The following is a 14,859-nucleotide window of genomic DNA, read 5'->3' on the forward strand; positions in this document are numbered from 1 at the left end:
TCACGGCGTCCCCCGCAACCGGACCCACCCCGCCTCCCTACAGGAACCCCGCTGTTGCTGTTGCTGTTGCTGTTGCTGTTGCCTCCAGCAGGTGCAGGGCTGCAAGCCCTGCCGAACAACCCCCTACTTCAAACGCAGTGCCAGGCTGCCCCCCGCACACACCACCGCCAGCCAGGCCACGCCGTGCCACCCCCACTGCGCCAGCGCCAGGCTGCCCAGCGCACCACCGGCGGCCATGCCGATGAACATGCCGGTGAACAACAGCGCATTGAGCCGGCTGCGTGCCGGCGGCACCAGCCCGTAGACCAGGGTCTGGTGCGCCACCAGCGCCGACTGGAAGCCGAAGTCGAACAGCAGCGCACTCACCACCAGCAACGGCAACAGCGCGGCGGCCGGCAACCAGGCTTCGGCCAGCAGCAGGCCGAAGCCCAGCAGCGCCACCGCAATCGCCAGCCGTGCCACCGCATGGCACCCCAGTCGATCAGCGAAACGGCCGGCAAACGGCGCGGCCAATGCACCGGCCGCACCGGCGATACCGAACGCACCCGCCGCCGCACTGCCGAGGCCCAGACGTGCATGCAGCATCAGCGCCAGGGTCGACCAGAACGCGCTGAATCCCACGGCCAGCAGCGACTGGCTGGCCACCGCACGGCGCAGCTGCGGCTGCTCGCGCCACAACGCCAGCAACGAACCCAGCAACGCCGGATAGCGCAGCGTGCTGGTCGGCGCGAAACGCGGCAGTGCACGCGCCATCACCGCGCCCATCGCCGCCACGGATACCGCCGCCAGCACGAACTGCGTGCGCCAGCCCCACGCTTCAGCCACCACGCCACTGACCACCCGCGACAACAGGATGCCGAGCAGCAGGCCGGTCATCACCCGGCCGACGATCTGGCCGCGCTGCGCATCCGGTGCCAGCACCGCAGCGGCGGGAACGATGTCCTGCGCCAGCGTTGCCATCAGCCCGACCAGCAGGCTGGCCATCAGCAGGCCCGGCAGGTGCCCGGCCATCGCGGCGGCGCCCAGTGCCAGCGCCAGCAGCGCGGACTTCAACAGGATCAGATGGCGGCGGTCGAAGCGATCGCCCAGCGGTGCCAGCAGCAGGATGCCCAGTGCGTAGCCGAGCTGGGTCAAGGTTGGCACCAGGCCGGCGGCGCGCTCACCGGCGCCCAGGTCCTGGGCGATCAGGCCCAGCATGGGCTGGCTGTAATACAGCGACGCGACCGAGAAGCCGGCACCGGCCGCCATTGCCAGCACCAATGGGGCGGAAGGCACGGTCGCCGGTGCGGCCGCAACAGACAGCGAGGGGGTAGACATGGGGGAGCCCCGTAGAGGAAGTGGGCGTATCCTGCCTGTATTCGCCATACGTCTGTAGTAGGCTCTGGCACATATATTTCATACGCCACACGCATGAATGACCTCGCCACCGGCGCTGATCGCCTGGATCTGCTGCGCACCTTCCTGCGCATCGTCGATGCCGGCAGCCTGTCTGCTGCGGCCCTGCAGCTGGGCACCACCCAGCCGACGGTCAGCCGACGCCTGCAGGCACTGGAGCGGCAGCTCGGCCTGCGCCTGCTGCAGCGCTCCACCCATGGCCTGCAACTGACCGAGGACGGCCTGCGCTGCCAGCGTCATGCGCAGCGCGTGGTCGACGAATGGGAGTCGCTGCAGGCCGAGCTGAACGGCGAACCGGAAACGCTGCGCGGACGCCTGCGGGTGATGGTGCCGCACGCCTTTGGCCAGGCGCAGCTGCTGCCTACCATGCTCGCATTCCTCGCCCAGCACCCGCAGCTGAGCCTGGAGTGGATCCTTGAAGATCGTCGCCCGGATTTCATCGCAGAAGGCATCGACTGCGCGGTGCGGGTGGGCCCTGTCGACGAACCGCGCATGGTTGCACTGCCGCTCGCAGAAGTGCCGCGCATCGTCGTGGCAGCGCCCTCGCTGGTGGACGCCACGGCGGTCAGTACGCCGGAACAGGCACAGTCACTGCCGTGGATCTCGCTGGTCACCTACTACCGCGAACGCCTGCTGCTGCATGATGCGCAGGGCCGGGCGCATACGCTGTCAATCAGCCCGCGCCTGCTCAGCGATAACCTGTTCGTGGTACAGCAGGCTGCACGCGCCGGGCTGGGCGCAGCGGTGGTCTCGGCCTGGCTGGTGGCCGACGACCTCGCACAAGGGCGGCTGGTGCAGCTGCTGCCGGACTGGCAGGCACCGGCACTGCCGGTACACGTCGTGTTTCCTGCCGCGCGCCAGCAGCCGCCACGGCTGCGCGCCTTCATCGATGCGATGAAGGCCGCACTGCCGCAGTTGCACGGCATGCGGCCGGCACCGCGCTAGGTCACCGGCCCCATCATCCACGCATGGCGTGGATTTCGTTCAAGACCACAGGGTCAGAGCCCTTCCCGTTGAGAAGGGATCCGACCCTGTCGATCATTGCGCCTTCGCAGCCTCGGCATTCCACGCCGCGACCTTGGCCTTGGTGTCGGCCAGCATCTTGTCCAGCGCGGCGCGGTCATACACGTTGCCGCGCAGGATCACGCTGTCGATCTTCTCGGTGGCGGCGATGTCCTGCAGTGGGTTGGCGGTCAGCAGCACCAGGTCGGCGGCCTTGCCCCGCGCGACATCACCGTAACGGTCCATCTGGCCAAACCAGGCCGGGCCGGAACGGGTTGCGGCCGACAGCGCCTGCGGCGCGCTCAGGCCCTCCTTCACGAACAGCTGCAGTTCCTGGTGCAGGGCGATGCCCGGGAAGTTGAACGAGTTGAGGAAGCCCGCATCGGTGCCGGCAATGATCGTCACGCCCGCCTCCTGCAGCAACGGCAGCACGGCAGCCACCTGGTGGTACTGCGCGTGGCGCGCCTCGATCTGTGCCGGCGTCGCCTTCGCCGCGCGGTCCACGCGCCACTGGTAGGTCGCGCGCAGGCCCGGGCCGATGTAGGCCAGGTACGGATCGTTGGCGTGGTCATCCTGGTCCAGGAAATCGAGGATACGGCCACCGTTGAGGGTCGGGGTCACGAATACGCCGCGCTTGGCGAAATCACGGTAGGCGTGCATCGCGGTGTCACGGTCGAAGCTGGCGTCGAGGCGGCGATTGGCTTCCGCGCGGTCGATGCGGCCGGCGCCGAAGTCGGCGGCGATCTTCGCTTCGTCCTTGCTGCCGGCCTTGAATGCGTAGTCCAGGTGCTCGATCGAGGCCAGGCCGGCATCGACCGCCTGCTCCACCGTCAGCGCCATCGGAATGTGGCCCGAGGCCTTGAAGCCGGCCTTGCGCGCTGCGCTGGCCGAATACAGGAACAGATCCGGCTTCAGCGTGCTGTCGGTGATCTTCACGAAGTCGACCCTGTCGTGCTGCAGTCGGGTGATCGCGTTGTCGACGTCGGCCTCGCTGCCCACTTCGATCGTGCCCTTCCAGACCGGCTTGATGCCTTCGATCTTCGCGCCCGAGCTGAGCAGGCGCGGGCCGAACAGCGTGCCCCTGGCGATCTCGCCACGCCACTGCAGCACCTGCTCGGGCAGATCGCCGGAACAGTCACGCACGGTGGTGATGCCGTGCGCGATGTACAGCGGCAGCAGCGCCTTGTTCTCTTCGATCAGCGCCGGGCCGCCACCGAAGTGCACATGCATGTCCCACAGGCCCGGGATCAGGTATTTGCCCTTGGCATCGATCTGGCGGGCCGCGCTCCACTGGCCGCGCAGCTGCGCGTCCGGGCCCACCGCGACGATGTCCTCGCCGCGGATCACCACGCTCTGCCCGGCCCGCGTGCTGGCGTGCTCGACGTCGACCACGATGGCATTGCGGATCAGCAGGTCGGCGCGCTCGGCAGCAGATACCGACAGCGGCGCCACCGCAAGAAGGATGGCAAGGGACAACGGGCGGGAACGGAACATGATGGACAGCATCCTGGTAGGCACGGCCAGCGTGCGGGTGGAAGGAGTAGCGGTTCAGCGCGCCGCGCCGTGCTGGCGCAGCAGGGTTTCAATGCCGGCATAGCCACGCTGGCGCGCGTGCGCCAGCGGCGTTACGCCATCGCCATCGGCCAGCTCCGGGTCGGCACCGGCCTCCAGCAGCAGCTGCACGATCTGCACATGGCGTTCACCACCGTCGCCAAGCAGGATCGCTTCCAGCAGCGCGGTCCAGTGCAGGCGGTTGACGTGGTCCACCGCCACACCTGCACGCAGCAGCATGCGCACGGTGCTGACGTGGCCGCGCTCGGCGGCCGGAATCAACGCAGTGCCCCTATAGCGGTTGGTGCTGCGCAGATCGGCGCCGTGCGCCAGGGTCATCGCCAGGATCTCATCCAGGCCGCGCGCGCCGGCATACAGGTAGGCACTGTCCTGCAGCGCATCCTTGGCATTGACGTCCGCCCCGGCCTCGATCAGTTCGCGCGCGGCATCCACGTTGTTGCCCTGCGTGGCCAGCAGCAGCGCCGTGCGGCCCTGGCCATCGTGCGCCTCCAGATCAGCACCTTCGGCCAGCGCGCCGCGCACCGCCTCGGCATCGCCGCGGCTGGCGGCATCACGCAGGCGCGCGTCTGCGTCGGCTCTGGAGGTGGCAGTGCAGGCAGGGGTGACCATGGCCAGCAGACACAACAACAGCACGCGCGTGAACGGTGCAGGCCAGCCAGCAGGGCAATGGAAGCGCATCACGGTGTCTCCTTTTCTCCATCGCCGCAGGGCGATGGTCGCAGGGGCCGCGCATTGCCGGCCCCTGCCCCGCATGGTAGAAGTCGGCCTGGGTATCCAGAAGTGAAATGTTCAAATGCAAGACAGTGCCAAATCGAATAGAACCCTGTTCGAACTGGACCTGCTGCGGGCGCTGGTGATGGTGGCCGACTGCGGCAGCTTCACCACGGCGGCCACGCGCCTGCATTCGACGCAGTCCACGGTCAGCCAGAAGGTACGCCGGCTGGAGGAACTGGCCGGGCATCGCCTGCTCGAACGCGGCCACCGCGACGTTCACCCCACCGACGCCGGCCACACCCTGCTCGGCTACGCGCGGCGCATGCTCGACCTGAACGAGGAAATGGCACAGGCGCTGGCCGGCGCGACGGTGGAGACCGCCGTCCGCATCGGCGTGCCGGAGGACTTCGTCAACCCGCAGACCACGCGCATGCTGGCCGCCTTCAGCCGCCGCCACCCGCAGGTGAAACTGGAGATCAGCAGCGGCCTGAGCCGTGACCTGGCGCAGGGCTTCGACCACGGCGAGCTGGACCTGGTGCTGGTCAAGCAGCGCCGCAACAGCCGCCAGGCGGTGCATTGCCGGCGCGAGCCGATGCACTGGATCGACAGCCTGCGCAGCAGTTGCCTGCAGCAGGACCCGCTGCCGCTGGTCACCTTCCCGCCGCGAGGGCTGTACCGCGACGAGATGATCCACGCCGTGGAAGCGCTGGGCCTGCGCTGGCGCATTGCCTTCACCAGTTCGTCGCTGAGTGGCATCCAGGGCGCGGTGGCTGATGGCATCGGCGTCAGCCTGCTGCCGCGCCGCGCGGTCACGCGCGAGCACCGCATCATCGATGGCGAGCGCGGGCTGCCGGTGATCGACAACTACGAAATCGGTCTGCTGCATCGTGCCGATGCCGATGATGCGGTGCGGGCACTGGCCAGCGAGCTGTGGCGGCAGGTACAGCGCGAACCGGACTGACCACAGTGGATCCACGCCACGCGTGGATGCCTTTCGCGCATTGATCATCGATATCTGATCAATCTTGCCGCACGGCGGGCATCATCGCCTCGTACAGTGCCCCCTGCTTCCGTGCTCCACGGCGCCTCGCCATGTCCGACCAACCCCCGACGCGATTCGATCCCCTGCCTGCAGCCCTGCAGACGCACCTGCAGCACCAGCGTGCACGGATCGCCTCACGCGTGGCCGCCAGCTTCCCGACGTTGCCGGTGCAATGGCCGCTGGCCACCAGCACATTGCAGCGCGTGGTCGATGCCGAACTGATCGATCGTGACGACTGCGGCGGCTGGGAAGCGCTGGGCGTGGCGTTCGGTGACACTCTGGCCCAGCGCGTGCCGGGCCTGGCCTGGATGCAGGTCACCGATGCCTGGGGCATCGATGCGGTGCTGCGCTATTCCGACAGCAGCCTGCAGATCGGCGCCAGCACCCTGCTGCTCAAGCGCGTGGAGCAGGGCGAGGTCATCGACATCGCCCATCTGCTGGCGTGGCTGGAAGAATTCGTCGCTACCCGCGCCGACGATTACGCCTGAAAGCCGCCGGGCATGGCTCGGCGCTACAGAGGTTGGCGCGGCCTGGATCTACAGCCAGCGGCCGTCCACCACCACGCGTCGCTCCACCGGCACTGCGGCCACGGCCGCCGGACCGTGATCGGCGCGCACCGCCACGAAGGTGGCCGGCAGGCCTTCGGCAATGCCGTGCTGCGGCAGCCCGATCGCCTGTGCAGCATGGGTTGTGACCATGTCCAGCGCCAGCATCAGGTCGGCATCGGTGTAGAAGCCCGAGCGGTAGCCCAGCAGCATCGCCCGCTGCAGCAGATCGCCGTTGCCGTAAGGCCACCAGCAGTCGCGGATGTTGTCGTTGCCAGCGAACACGCGCACGCCGGCATCATGCAGCGCACGCAGCGGCGGGAACGGATGATCCCCCGGCGCGTTGCTCATGATCGCTACGCCCGCCGTCGCCAGCGCCTCGCCCACCTGCACCGCGCGCGCCAGCGGCACTTCGCCCAGCGAGTAGGCATGACTGACCGCCACCCGCCCCTGCAGGCCAGCGGCCCGGGTCCGCGCGGCAATGCGCAGCAACTGGGCCAGTCCGGTTTCGCCGGGCTCGTGCAGGTGGATGTCCAGGCGCACGCCATAGCGCTCGGCCAGGCCGAACAGCAGTGCCAGCTGGCCTTCGGCATCGCCATCCAGCGTGGTCGGGTCGATACCTCCCAGCACCTCCACGCCCGCTGCAAGGGCCTGCTCAAGCACGGCGGCGGTACCCGGACAGGACATCACCCCGGCCTGCGGGAACGCTACCAGCTGGATGCGCATGAGGCCGGCACAGCGGAGCGAGGCCTCGCGTACCGCCTCGAGATGACGCAGGCCCGTGCTGCCGTCGATGTCGACGTGGCAGCGCATGGCCACCGTGCCGAAGCTGCTGCACTGGCGGATCAATGCCTCGGCACGGTCCACCATCGGCGCGGCACCCGCTACCGCGGCCTTCTCCACCGCCAGCCGCTCACGCAGGCTGTTCACCGGCTGATGCGGGTGCCAGCGGTCGCCGACAAAACTCTTGTCCAGATGGATGTGGCCGTCGACCAGCCCGGGCAGGACCGCGAAGCCCTGCAGGTCGATGCATTCCGCCCCGTCGGCCGGCGAGGCCTCGCCATTGAGGCCACTGATGCGGCCGTCACGGATATGGAAATGCAGTGGCGCGCCGTAGCGGTCTACACCGCCATGGACGAACTGAAGCGTCATCGGAAACTCCCGGAAAGCCAAGTCATGACGCCATCCTGCGCGCCCGCGCTGCCATCGGCCAACGAAATATCTGGATGCCACATATTCACCAATCCGATGAACGTGGTTGCGACGGGGCTCGCAGCCACGCCGTGCACACGCCTGAACGGGTACCATAGGCACCTGTTTCCGCTGTGATGCCGCATGGGCCCGTCCGACCGCCACGATCGTCTCCGCCGCTGGCAGGCCGCATCCCTGCTTGCCGCCGCCCCGATCGCCAGCCTGTCCGCCACTGATGCTGCGGCCGCTGCACCGCTGCAGTCGCCGCCGGGCCAGCAGCGCATCGCACCGGCTGCACTGGTCGAGCGCCTGCACCAGCGCGTGCTGTCCGGGCAGAGCGCCACCGCCACGCTGGAACACTGGTGCGCCGAACATGGGCTGGCCGAACAAGCCCGGGTGCGCGCGGTGCGCGTGCACGGCCAGGACAAGCCTGCCCCCGCCGAAGTTCTGCAGGCGCTGGGCGCGACGCCGGGTACCGAACTGCGCTATCGCCGCGTACAGCTGGTCTGCGGCAGCCGCGTGCTGTCCGAGGCCGACAACTGGTACCTGCCTGGCCACCTCAGCCCGGCCATGAACCAGGTGCTGGACAGCACCGACGAACCGTTCGGTCGCGTGGTCGGCCCGCTCGGTTTCCAGCGCCAGACCCTGGCTGACCAGACGTTCTGGCCGCCGCGGGGCGAAGGCGATCACGGCGTGATCCTCGAGGTGCGTGCCTTGTTGCGCGACCGCCAGCAGCAGCCTTTCAGCTACGTCATCGAGTCGTACCTGCAACAGGCGCTGCCCTAGGCGACCGCGCGCGCCATCACCGCGGTGTCTAGACAGCAGAAGGCCCGGCATTGCCGGGCCTTCTGTCTGCCCGCCCGGTCAGCGGAACCGGTAGTCCAGCTGCAGCCAGTATTGGCGGCCATACGGGTCGTAGTTGCCGACCGGGTAGAACGGCCAGCCGCCCCCGTTCCTGTCTGCCGGCGGGCGGCTGTCACGCAGGTTGTTGACGATCACGCCCACCGACAGGTTCTCGCCGAACTGGCGGAACACGCTGGCGTTGTAGGTCATGTACGGCGCGATGCGGCCACTGCCATCGGTCTTCGGCAGTGAACCGAAACGATTGCCGTACAGCGTGGTGGTCCAGTCACCCTGGTTCCAGGTGATGCTGCCATTGGCCTTGCTGCGCCACTGGTAATCATCCAGCGAATTGCGGATGTCACGCTCCGGATCATCGGAGAACTGCCGGTACTTGTGCTCCAGCACCACGGTGTAGGCCAGGCGCGTGGTGAAGCGGCCATAGCGGCCGGCATCGAAACGCCAGTTGCCCTTCAGGTCCAGGCCACGCACCGATTCGGAGGCCGCGTTGATCGGATTGATCAGCACGCGGGTCACCTGGTCCGGCTGCACCGTGGCATTGGACGGATTGCGGATCACCCGCGACAGTGCGTCCTGGCACAGCGGTGAACCGATATCGCGCGCTTCGCCGCCCAGCGTGCGGCCCAGGCGGCAATCGGCCTCGTCACGCAGGATACGGCTGGTATCGAGGCTGGTCACCTCGTTGTCGATGCGGATGTCGTAGTAGTCGGCGCTGAAATCCAGCCCGGACAGCGGCGACCAGACCACGCCGAAGCCGTACGACTTTGCGGTTTCCGGCTGCAACTGTGCGTTGGCGCGGTTGCTGTAGTCGATCGACAGGCCGTTGTAGTCGCAGTTGTCGTACGACTGGCCTGCAGTACGGCAGCGCCAGTAATCGGTCATGCCCGGGTTGTAGCCGCGGGTCTCGGTGGCGAACACGTAGTTCATGTCCGGCGCACGGAAGCTGGTCGCGGCAGAGCCGCGGATCAACAGGCTCTCGATCGGGCGGAACTCGACGCCGAAGCTCCAGGTCGCCTTGCCGATGTGCTCGCCGCCTGCGCGGTACTGGTCGTAGCGGCCGGCCAGCGTGGTGGTCAGCGATTGCAGCAACGGCAACTGCAGTTCAACGCCGGCCGCATAGCGATCGCGATCACCGCCGGCACCGATACCGGCGCTGGTGTTCCAGAACTCGCCGGTGCCCAGCCGCGGGTCCGGGCGGTTGCGGTAGCCCTGGCTGCCGGCCTCGACCACTGCGGCCAGCGCAGCATCGCCGCCCGGCAGTGCGAACAGGCGGCCATTGACACTGGCACTGAAGGTCTGCAGCCACGCCGCGTTGCGACTTTCCTGATAGTCGGACAGGCCCGCATACTCGTTCGGAGTCAAAGGCTTGAACAGGCGCACCGGGTCCGGCGCATAGACCTCCACGCCATTGCGCACGCCCAGCTTCGGACCCAGCAGGTACTCGTTGATGCCGGCCAGCAGCACCGGGCGACGGGTCCGGTTCTCGTAGCGCGACCGGCTGTAGACCGCCTCGTAGTCCCAGCCGCTGTCGCCGATCTGGCCGCGTGCGCCCACGTTGAACGACCACGAGTTCTCCAGGAACCGATTGGCATTGCGCGGCAGGCCACCGATTTCTTCCGGCGCGAAGCGGCGGTACCAGCTCTCCAGGTTCCCGCTGTTCTGGTTGTAGAAGTAGTTGCGTGAGGACGTCCAGGTCGGCGCGCGCGTGTTGTTGTAGATGCGCGCGCTGCCCACGGCGACATCGGCGAACAGGTCGGTGGTGTCGTTGACGTGGAAGGTCAACAGGCCATAGCCATTGAGGTTGCGCTTCTGGGTCTGCACGGTCCAGTAGCTGGCGGCGGCCTCGTTGCTGCCGCAGTACCAGCCCTGGCGCGGGTTGTTGGCACGGAACACGCTGCCGCCATAAATGCCCGACGCTGCGTCGCAGCCGCTCACGCCCGGATCGATGTTGCGGCCGGTGGCAGCATTGCGGCGATAGGCGATCGCGGTCGCCTGCGGCGCCTTGCCGGCCGGATCATCGTCCAGTGAATCCATGAAGTCGCGTTGGCGCGCGTGGATCGCCTTGCGCACGTCGAACTCGAAGCCGAACAGCGCATCCCAACGCTCGCCGGAACTGCCACCGACCACCTGCGCACGCTGGTTGTCACCCCCGCCCTGCTGGGTGCCGCCGGCGCGCACGTTCACGTCCACGCCTTCAAAGCGGTCCTTGAGGATGATGTTGACCACGCCGGCGATGGCATCGGAGCCATACACCGCCGACGCACCCGCGGCGAGCACCTCGATGCGCTCGATCAGGGCGCTGGGAATGTTGGCGAGGTTGACCACGTTCACCGAGCCCTCGTAGGCCAGCGGGTAGTCGGCCTGGCGGCGGCCGTTGACCAGCACCAGCGTGCGGTTCGGACCCAGTCCACGCAGGTTGATGGTGTTGGCGGCCGGCGTGAACGTATTGCCGAAGTCCTCGCCCTGCACGTTGCCGGTGTTCTCGGTCAGCGCGCTCAGCGCGTCGAAGGCATTGCGGTAGCCCTGCGCATCGATCTGCTCGCGGCTGATCACCGTCACTGGCGAGGGCCCCTCGACACTGGCACGGGGAATGCGCGAGCCGGTGACCTTCACTTCCTGCAATGTGGTGGGTGCGCTTTCCTGCGCGAAGGCCGGCAGCGAGACCAGCATCAGGGACGACAGCGCGAGCACCAGCGGACGCGGGCGCAACGCCTTGTGGGAGGCGGACATGGGCTTCCTGGGGGAGTGGGCGGGTGGTACGGGGGAGCCGTGGCCTGTGCGGCACATAACGATCCCGTAACGAAAGTGTCCTGAATGGGTGGTTTCAACGGAAATGACCAGCCCTGATGGGCTTATGCCTGAACCGAATCAGACGGACCCACGGCGCCGCCACACTTTTGCAATGAATTGCATGGTCTGGCGCGTTTCCGATACGCATCGTGCATGGATGACCAACCGCGCCACCTACACTCACCTCGCCCCGCTGCGCCCCGTCCTGCGCCGCCACCTGCTGCACCTCCAGGCAACGCCCATCACCCTGCGCTCCTTCCAGCGCACCGATCTGCCGCGCTGGCGCACCTTCGACGACCGTCGCCAGCGCGGCCAACGGCCTTCCTACGGCATTGATGAAGAGGCCCGCTTCCTCGCCAGCGTTCATCGTTCACGCCTACAGGAAGACAACGATCTGCTGGTACTGGGCGTGTTCGACGACGCGCAGGGCATCCTGCACGACCAACTGCATGTCCGCCTGCAGTCACTGCATTCGCGCTGCGCAGAACTGCAGTCGCTGCAGCACCGCAACGCCCATCCACAGGCCGCACTGCGCGCGCTGTGCCCGTTCCTGTTCGACAATGTCGGCCTGCATCGCATCTTCGTACTGCTGCCACCGGGTTGCACCACCCCTTTCGCCCAGGCACTGCAGGCCCTGGGCTTCATGCGTGAAGGCATCCTGCGCGACTACCACCTGGACGCCGAGGGATGGCATGACCGCCAGTTGCTGGCGCTTACCGCGCCAGCGTGGCGCAGCCACCTGCAGCGGATCGGCTAGCGCACCCGCTCCAGTGCCGCACCCGCGCCGGTCAGCACCGTGCAGGCGTGATCCTGCAGTTCTTCGCCGCTGGCATCGTTGCCGCTGGCGGCATCCACGCGGGTGGCCAGCAGGATGAAGCCGGGGCCACCCTGCACGTCATCGCGTCCGGCCACCACCAGGCTCCACTGGCCCACATCGCCCACGCCGCTCAGGCCATAGGCCAGCAGGTTGAGCGGATTGGCGGTCATTTCCGCACCGGGCAACAGATAGGCCTGGTACTGATGCCCGCGCAGAAGCACCGGCAACGGTGACCAGCGTGGCCCCAGGGCGCCGGCGTGTGCATCCAGGGCCTGCAGCACGTCCGTGCGCAGGCAATCGACATGGATATGCAACTGGTGCTGCGACCGTCCGTGCGGTGAGTTCAGCGCCAGGCTGGCTACGTTGCGCGGTAATGGCTGGCCCAGGGCCTGTTCGGTGTGCGCGCGCGCCTGCCAGGCGGCCGCGAAATAGTTGGGCGCCCCACGCTGGTAAAGACCGCGGTTCTCGATGCCACTTACCTTGTCCAGCGGCATCAGCAGGAACTGGTAGTCACCGTGTGCATCCTTGACCAGCACGTCACGGCGGCCGGCCGCCGTCTCCACCCGCAGGCAGCTGCCGCGCGGGCCGTCAGCTGCCTGGCAGTCACGCTCGATCAGGCGCCACAGCGCATCGGAATGGACGGGCGGCGGAGGCGGCGCGCTCGCACAGGCGGACAACAGCAGCAGGGGCGACAGCAGCAACGAGCGCAGGGACACGGCGGCGACTCACGGAACAGGCACGGCAGGCGGCGCCGCACTGCATTCTAGCCAGCGCGGTGCTGCAATCAGTAGGTGCCGAACGGCACTTCAACCACGATCGGAGCCACGCCCTCGCCCGCCTGCAGGGTGTAGCGGTCCAGTGCGCCATCATCTTCGGCGTGCGGCTGGCGCTGGAAATGCAGGGGATAACGGTCATCACCCAGGCGCACGGCGCTGCCATCGGCCTCCAGCGCGGCACCTTCGGGAATCAGCAGCCCCCCCAGGTCGCTGTAGGCCCCCGGCACATCGGTGAAACCATAGTCAGCCAGTTCATCCACGCGCTGCATCGCATAGACGTGCGGCAGGTAGGGGCGTGCCGGGCTGCGGCCATTGCTGAGGTCGGTCACCCAGGCCTGTGGCAGGTGGTATTGCTCGCGCAGTGCGGCCACGCCCAGCGACGGGCTGGCCACCTGCAGGCAGCACACCGCGCGCTTGCCCTCACGATCGACAATGGCGAATCGATCGCCGCGGGTGGCGGCCTGCGGCAGCATCGCGAACGCCAGGTTGCGCTGGGCGGGTGCGTAGCCTGCCTCGGTCTGCAGGTTGCGCCAGGCACCGAACACCGGCGCTTCCGCAGCGGCGTCCGGCGTCGGCTCGATGGCAGAGGCGGCAAACGCCACGCCCAGCACCGACACTGCCAGTACTCTTCTCGCCCTGCGCTTGTCGCGCAAACTGCCTGCCGTCATAGCGTATCCAACACCTGCACCGGAATGGCCCGGCCTGCCCGCTGGCGTGCTGCCAGCCATCCCTCCCACTATGCAATGACCACGCTGTGCCGGCAATGACCGGAGTGCTGACGCCTTTCGCGCGACGGGTGCTATCGTTCCGCCATCTTCCCTGCGCAGGAGCGCTCGCATGTCCGCCTTCCGTCTGTCCCTGTTACTGCCTGCGTCGGCCCTGCTGCTGTCGGCCTGCGTCAGCACCCCTGGCCCGCAGGTCAAGGGTACCGGCCACTGCGATGCCAGCCAGCTGGGCTGGGCAATCGGCCAGCCGGCCAACGAACCCAACATCCGCCGCCTGTCCAGCGAGAGCGGCGCCGGCCTGGTCAACCCGATCGGCCCCAGCACCATCACCACGAAGGACATCCGCCAGGATCGCCTGCGCGTGTACGTGGACAAGGACAACATCATCACCGCTACCCGCTGCGAGTAGGCGCTGTAGAGCCGAGCCCATGCTCGGCTGCGCTTCCGTGACAGCCGAGCGCAGGCTCGGCTCTACAGCTCAGGGTTCGGTATACCCCGCGCAGTCCGGCAGCGCCTGGTCGGGGTGGAACACCCCATCATTGAAGCGGAACAGCCGCGTGTAGCTGCATGCCGGGTCCTGCTCGGTGCGCAGGTCCTTCTTCTTCAGCGGGCCCTTGGCCAGCGAATCCTCGAAACGCGAAACGCCCGCCGGAAAGCGGGTTGCCACCGTCTGGTAGCGCAGCACCGGCATGCCCTCGGCCACCGGATCCAGCCCGAGCCTGGCCGAGAACCCGTATTCGTCGTGGCAGGCGCCTGCGCGCTGCTTCATGTCCTGCTCGCTGAAACACGCACGGATCATCGCATTGCCCAGCCATGGCACCGTCAGCACGTCGTCGTCCACCTGGATGTCGTCCTGCAGGTGGCGCACGCGTGCCAACTGCAGCGTGGACGCGTCGGCACCTCCACCGGAGTACATGGTGCTGAACTTGACGATGCCGCCTACCAGCACATTCTGGTGGGCGCGCTGCTGCGGGTCGGTCACCGGCTGATCGCTGCCGATACCCGGAGCCAGGCGCACGATCCACGGCCACAGCGACAGCTCGCTTTCCTGCGGCACGTCGATGCTGACGTGGTAGGTATGCGCTTCGCTTTCGCCGGCCACCCGTTCAGAGACTTCCAGCGTCGTTGGCCGATCACCGTCCTCGGCCACCGGTTGCACACGCACGCACCAGACACGATCAAGCGTGCAGTACTGCGTGCGTACTTCGCCCTGCCCGCCCTGTTCCAGCACCTGCCCCAGCGGTTCCATCACGTTGCCGGCGGCATCGCGCTGCTGCGGCAGGATAGAAGACTGCGCCAGCACCAGCAGCGGGGTCGCCAGCAATGCAGCGCACAGGGCGGCGCGGACGGGAATGGAAGGCATGGGCGGCTCCTGTGGCTGGGATTCCGATGGTAACCGTTACCCGGACGGCGGCGGACCTGCCCGGCA

At 67.8% G+C, this 14,859-nt stretch carries 14 protein-coding genes; 6 read left to right on the forward strand and 8 right to left on the reverse strand.

Annotated features, from left to right (window positions below):
* Positions 1 to 123: 123 nt before the first annotated feature.
* Positions 124 to 1,317, reverse strand: a complete 1,194-nt coding sequence (locus HMPREF3114_RS12935) for an MFS transporter (RefSeq protein ID WP_032954258.1) — start codon at positions 1,315 to 1,317, stop codon at positions 124 to 126.
* Between the two features lie 93 nt (positions 1,318 to 1,410).
* Here HMPREF3114_RS12935 and HMPREF3114_RS12940 point away from each other — a divergent pair, with 93 nt between their 5' ends.
* Positions 1,411 to 2,340, forward strand: coding sequence for a LysR family transcriptional regulator (locus HMPREF3114_RS12940; protein WP_005417015.1), 930 nt, complete (start codon positions 1,411 to 1,413; stop codon positions 2,338 to 2,340).
* A gap of 93 nt (positions 2,341 to 2,433) precedes the next feature.
* On the opposite strand, the gene HMPREF3114_RS12945 is transcribed toward HMPREF3114_RS12940, so the two are convergent.
* Positions 2,434 to 3,891: an amidohydrolase family protein gene (locus tag HMPREF3114_RS12945; protein ID WP_053499570.1), complete on the reverse strand. Its 1,458-nt coding sequence runs from the start codon at positions 3,889 to 3,891 to the stop codon at positions 2,434 to 2,436.
* Between the two features lie 54 nt (positions 3,892 to 3,945).
* Positions 3,946 to 4,647, reverse strand: a complete 702-nt coding sequence (locus tag HMPREF3114_RS12950; protein ID WP_070489898.1) for an ankyrin repeat domain-containing protein — start codon at positions 4,645 to 4,647, stop codon at positions 3,946 to 3,948.
* A 115-nt stretch (positions 4,648 to 4,762) separates the two neighbouring features.
* Here HMPREF3114_RS12950 and HMPREF3114_RS12955 point away from each other — a divergent pair, with 115 nt between their 5' ends.
* Positions 4,763 to 5,644, forward strand: a complete 882-nt coding sequence (locus tag HMPREF3114_RS12955; RefSeq protein ID WP_070489899.1) for a LysR substrate-binding domain-containing protein — start codon at positions 4,763 to 4,765, stop codon at positions 5,642 to 5,644.
* Between the two features lie 131 nt (positions 5,645 to 5,775).
* Positions 5,776 to 6,213 (forward strand): DUF3806 domain-containing protein, encoded by a 438-nt coding sequence (locus tag HMPREF3114_RS12960; RefSeq protein WP_053499540.1) that lies wholly within the window; start codon positions 5,776 to 5,778, stop codon positions 6,211 to 6,213.
* Between the two features lie 48 nt (positions 6,214 to 6,261).
* Here HMPREF3114_RS12960 and HMPREF3114_RS12965 read toward each other — a convergent pair whose 3' ends face one another.
* Entirely contained in the window at positions 6,262 to 7,422 is a 1,161-nt protein-coding gene (locus tag HMPREF3114_RS12965; RefSeq protein WP_053499542.1) for an amidohydrolase family protein, read from the reverse strand.
* Between the two features lie 183 nt (positions 7,423 to 7,605).
* On the opposite strand from HMPREF3114_RS12965, the gene HMPREF3114_RS12970 reads away from it, so the two are divergent.
* Positions 7,606 to 8,247, forward strand: a complete 642-nt coding sequence (locus HMPREF3114_RS12970) for a hypothetical protein (RefSeq protein ID WP_053499544.1) — start codon at positions 7,606 to 7,608, stop codon at positions 8,245 to 8,247.
* Between the two features lie 78 nt (positions 8,248 to 8,325).
* On the opposite strand, the gene HMPREF3114_RS12975 is transcribed toward HMPREF3114_RS12970, so the two are convergent.
* Entirely contained in the window at positions 8,326 to 11,052 is a 2,727-nt protein-coding gene (locus HMPREF3114_RS12975) for a TonB-dependent receptor plug domain-containing protein (RefSeq protein ID WP_053499546.1), read from the reverse strand.
* Positions 11,053 to 11,233: 181 nt separating this feature from the next.
* Between HMPREF3114_RS12975 and HMPREF3114_RS12980 the strand changes: the two genes are divergently transcribed.
* Positions 11,234 to 11,869, forward strand: a complete 636-nt coding sequence (locus tag HMPREF3114_RS12980) for a GNAT family N-acetyltransferase (RefSeq protein WP_053499548.1) — start codon at positions 11,234 to 11,236, stop codon at positions 11,867 to 11,869.
* On the opposite strand, the gene HMPREF3114_RS12985 is transcribed toward HMPREF3114_RS12980, so the two are convergent.
* Together HMPREF3114_RS12985 and HMPREF3114_RS12990 are read right to left on the reverse strand one after the other, a co-directional pair.
* Positions 11,866 to 12,645: a CDP-diacylglycerol diphosphatase gene (locus HMPREF3114_RS12985; RefSeq protein WP_053499550.1), complete on the reverse strand. Its 780-nt coding sequence runs from the start codon at positions 12,643 to 12,645 to the stop codon at positions 11,866 to 11,868. The two genes, HMPREF3114_RS12980 and HMPREF3114_RS12985, sit on opposite strands and share 4 nt — an antisense overlap.
* A 68-nt stretch (positions 12,646 to 12,713) precedes the next feature.
* Positions 12,714 to 13,373 (reverse strand): hypothetical protein, encoded by a 660-nt coding sequence (locus HMPREF3114_RS12990; protein WP_032954259.1) that lies wholly within the window; start codon positions 13,371 to 13,373, stop codon positions 12,714 to 12,716.
* Between the two features lie 169 nt (positions 13,374 to 13,542).
* Between HMPREF3114_RS12990 and HMPREF3114_RS12995 the strand changes: the two genes are divergently transcribed.
* Positions 13,543 to 13,839 carry a hypothetical protein gene (locus HMPREF3114_RS12995; RefSeq protein ID WP_005417035.1) on the forward strand — a complete coding sequence of 99 codons (297 nt, stop codon included), beginning with the start codon at positions 13,543 to 13,545 and terminating at the stop codon, positions 13,837 to 13,839.
* A gap of 69 nt (positions 13,840 to 13,908) precedes the next feature.
* On the opposite strand, the gene HMPREF3114_RS13000 is transcribed toward HMPREF3114_RS12995, so the two are convergent.
* Positions 13,909 to 14,793, reverse strand: a complete 885-nt coding sequence (locus HMPREF3114_RS13000; protein ID WP_053499553.1) for a hypothetical protein — start codon at positions 14,791 to 14,793, stop codon at positions 13,909 to 13,911.
* Positions 14,794 to 14,859: the final 66 nt, after the last annotated feature.

Source organism: Stenotrophomonas sp. HMSC10F07, assembly GCF_001807895.1.
GTDB lineage: Bacteria > Pseudomonadota > Gammaproteobacteria > Xanthomonadales > Xanthomonadaceae > Stenotrophomonas > Stenotrophomonas sepilia.

What these genes read in the sequence shown, in the direction of transcription:
- HMPREF3114_RS12965 (WP_053499542.1), bottom strand. Translation starts at nt 7,422, where the DNA reads ATGACGCTTCAGTTCGTCCATGGCGGTGTAGACCGCTACGGCGCGCCA.
- HMPREF3114_RS12940 (WP_005417015.1), top strand. Translation starts at nt 1,411, where the DNA reads ATGAATGACCTCGCCACCGGCGCTGATCGCCTGGATCTGCTGCGCACC.
- HMPREF3114_RS13000 (WP_053499553.1), bottom strand. Translation starts at nt 14,793, where the DNA reads ATGCCTTCCATTCCCGTCCGCGCCGCCCTGTGCGCTGCATTGCTGGCG.
- HMPREF3114_RS12935 (WP_032954258.1), bottom strand. Translation starts at nt 1,317, where the DNA reads ATGTCTACCCCCTCGCTGTCTGTTGCGGCCGCACCGGCGACCGTGCCT.
- HMPREF3114_RS12950 (WP_070489898.1), bottom strand. Translation starts at nt 4,647, where the DNA reads ATGCGCTTCCATTGCCCTGCTGGCTGGCCTGCACCGTTCACGCGCGTG.
- HMPREF3114_RS12975 (WP_053499546.1), bottom strand. Translation starts at nt 11,052, where the DNA reads ATGTCCGCCTCCCACAAGGCGTTGCGCCCGCGTCCGCTGGTGCTCGCG.
- HMPREF3114_RS12945 (WP_053499570.1), bottom strand. Translation starts at nt 3,891, where the DNA reads ATGTTCCGTTCCCGCCCGTTGTCCCTTGCCATCCTTCTTGCGGTGGCG.
- HMPREF3114_RS12960 (WP_053499540.1), top strand. Translation starts at nt 5,776, where the DNA reads ATGTCCGACCAACCCCCGACGCGATTCGATCCCCTGCCTGCAGCCCTG.
- HMPREF3114_RS12995 (WP_005417035.1), top strand. Translation starts at nt 13,543, where the DNA reads ATGTCCGCCTTCCGTCTGTCCCTGTTACTGCCTGCGTCGGCCCTGCTG.
- HMPREF3114_RS12980 (WP_053499548.1), top strand. Translation starts at nt 11,234, where the DNA reads ATGGTCTGGCGCGTTTCCGATACGCATCGTGCATGGATGACCAACCGC.
- HMPREF3114_RS12970 (WP_053499544.1), top strand. Translation starts at nt 7,606, where the DNA reads ATGGGCCCGTCCGACCGCCACGATCGTCTCCGCCGCTGGCAGGCCGCA.
- HMPREF3114_RS12990 (WP_032954259.1), bottom strand. Translation starts at nt 13,373, where the DNA reads ATGACGGCAGGCAGTTTGCGCGACAAGCGCAGGGCGAGAAGAGTACTG.
- HMPREF3114_RS12955 (WP_070489899.1), top strand. Translation starts at nt 4,763, where the DNA reads ATGCAAGACAGTGCCAAATCGAATAGAACCCTGTTCGAACTGGACCTG.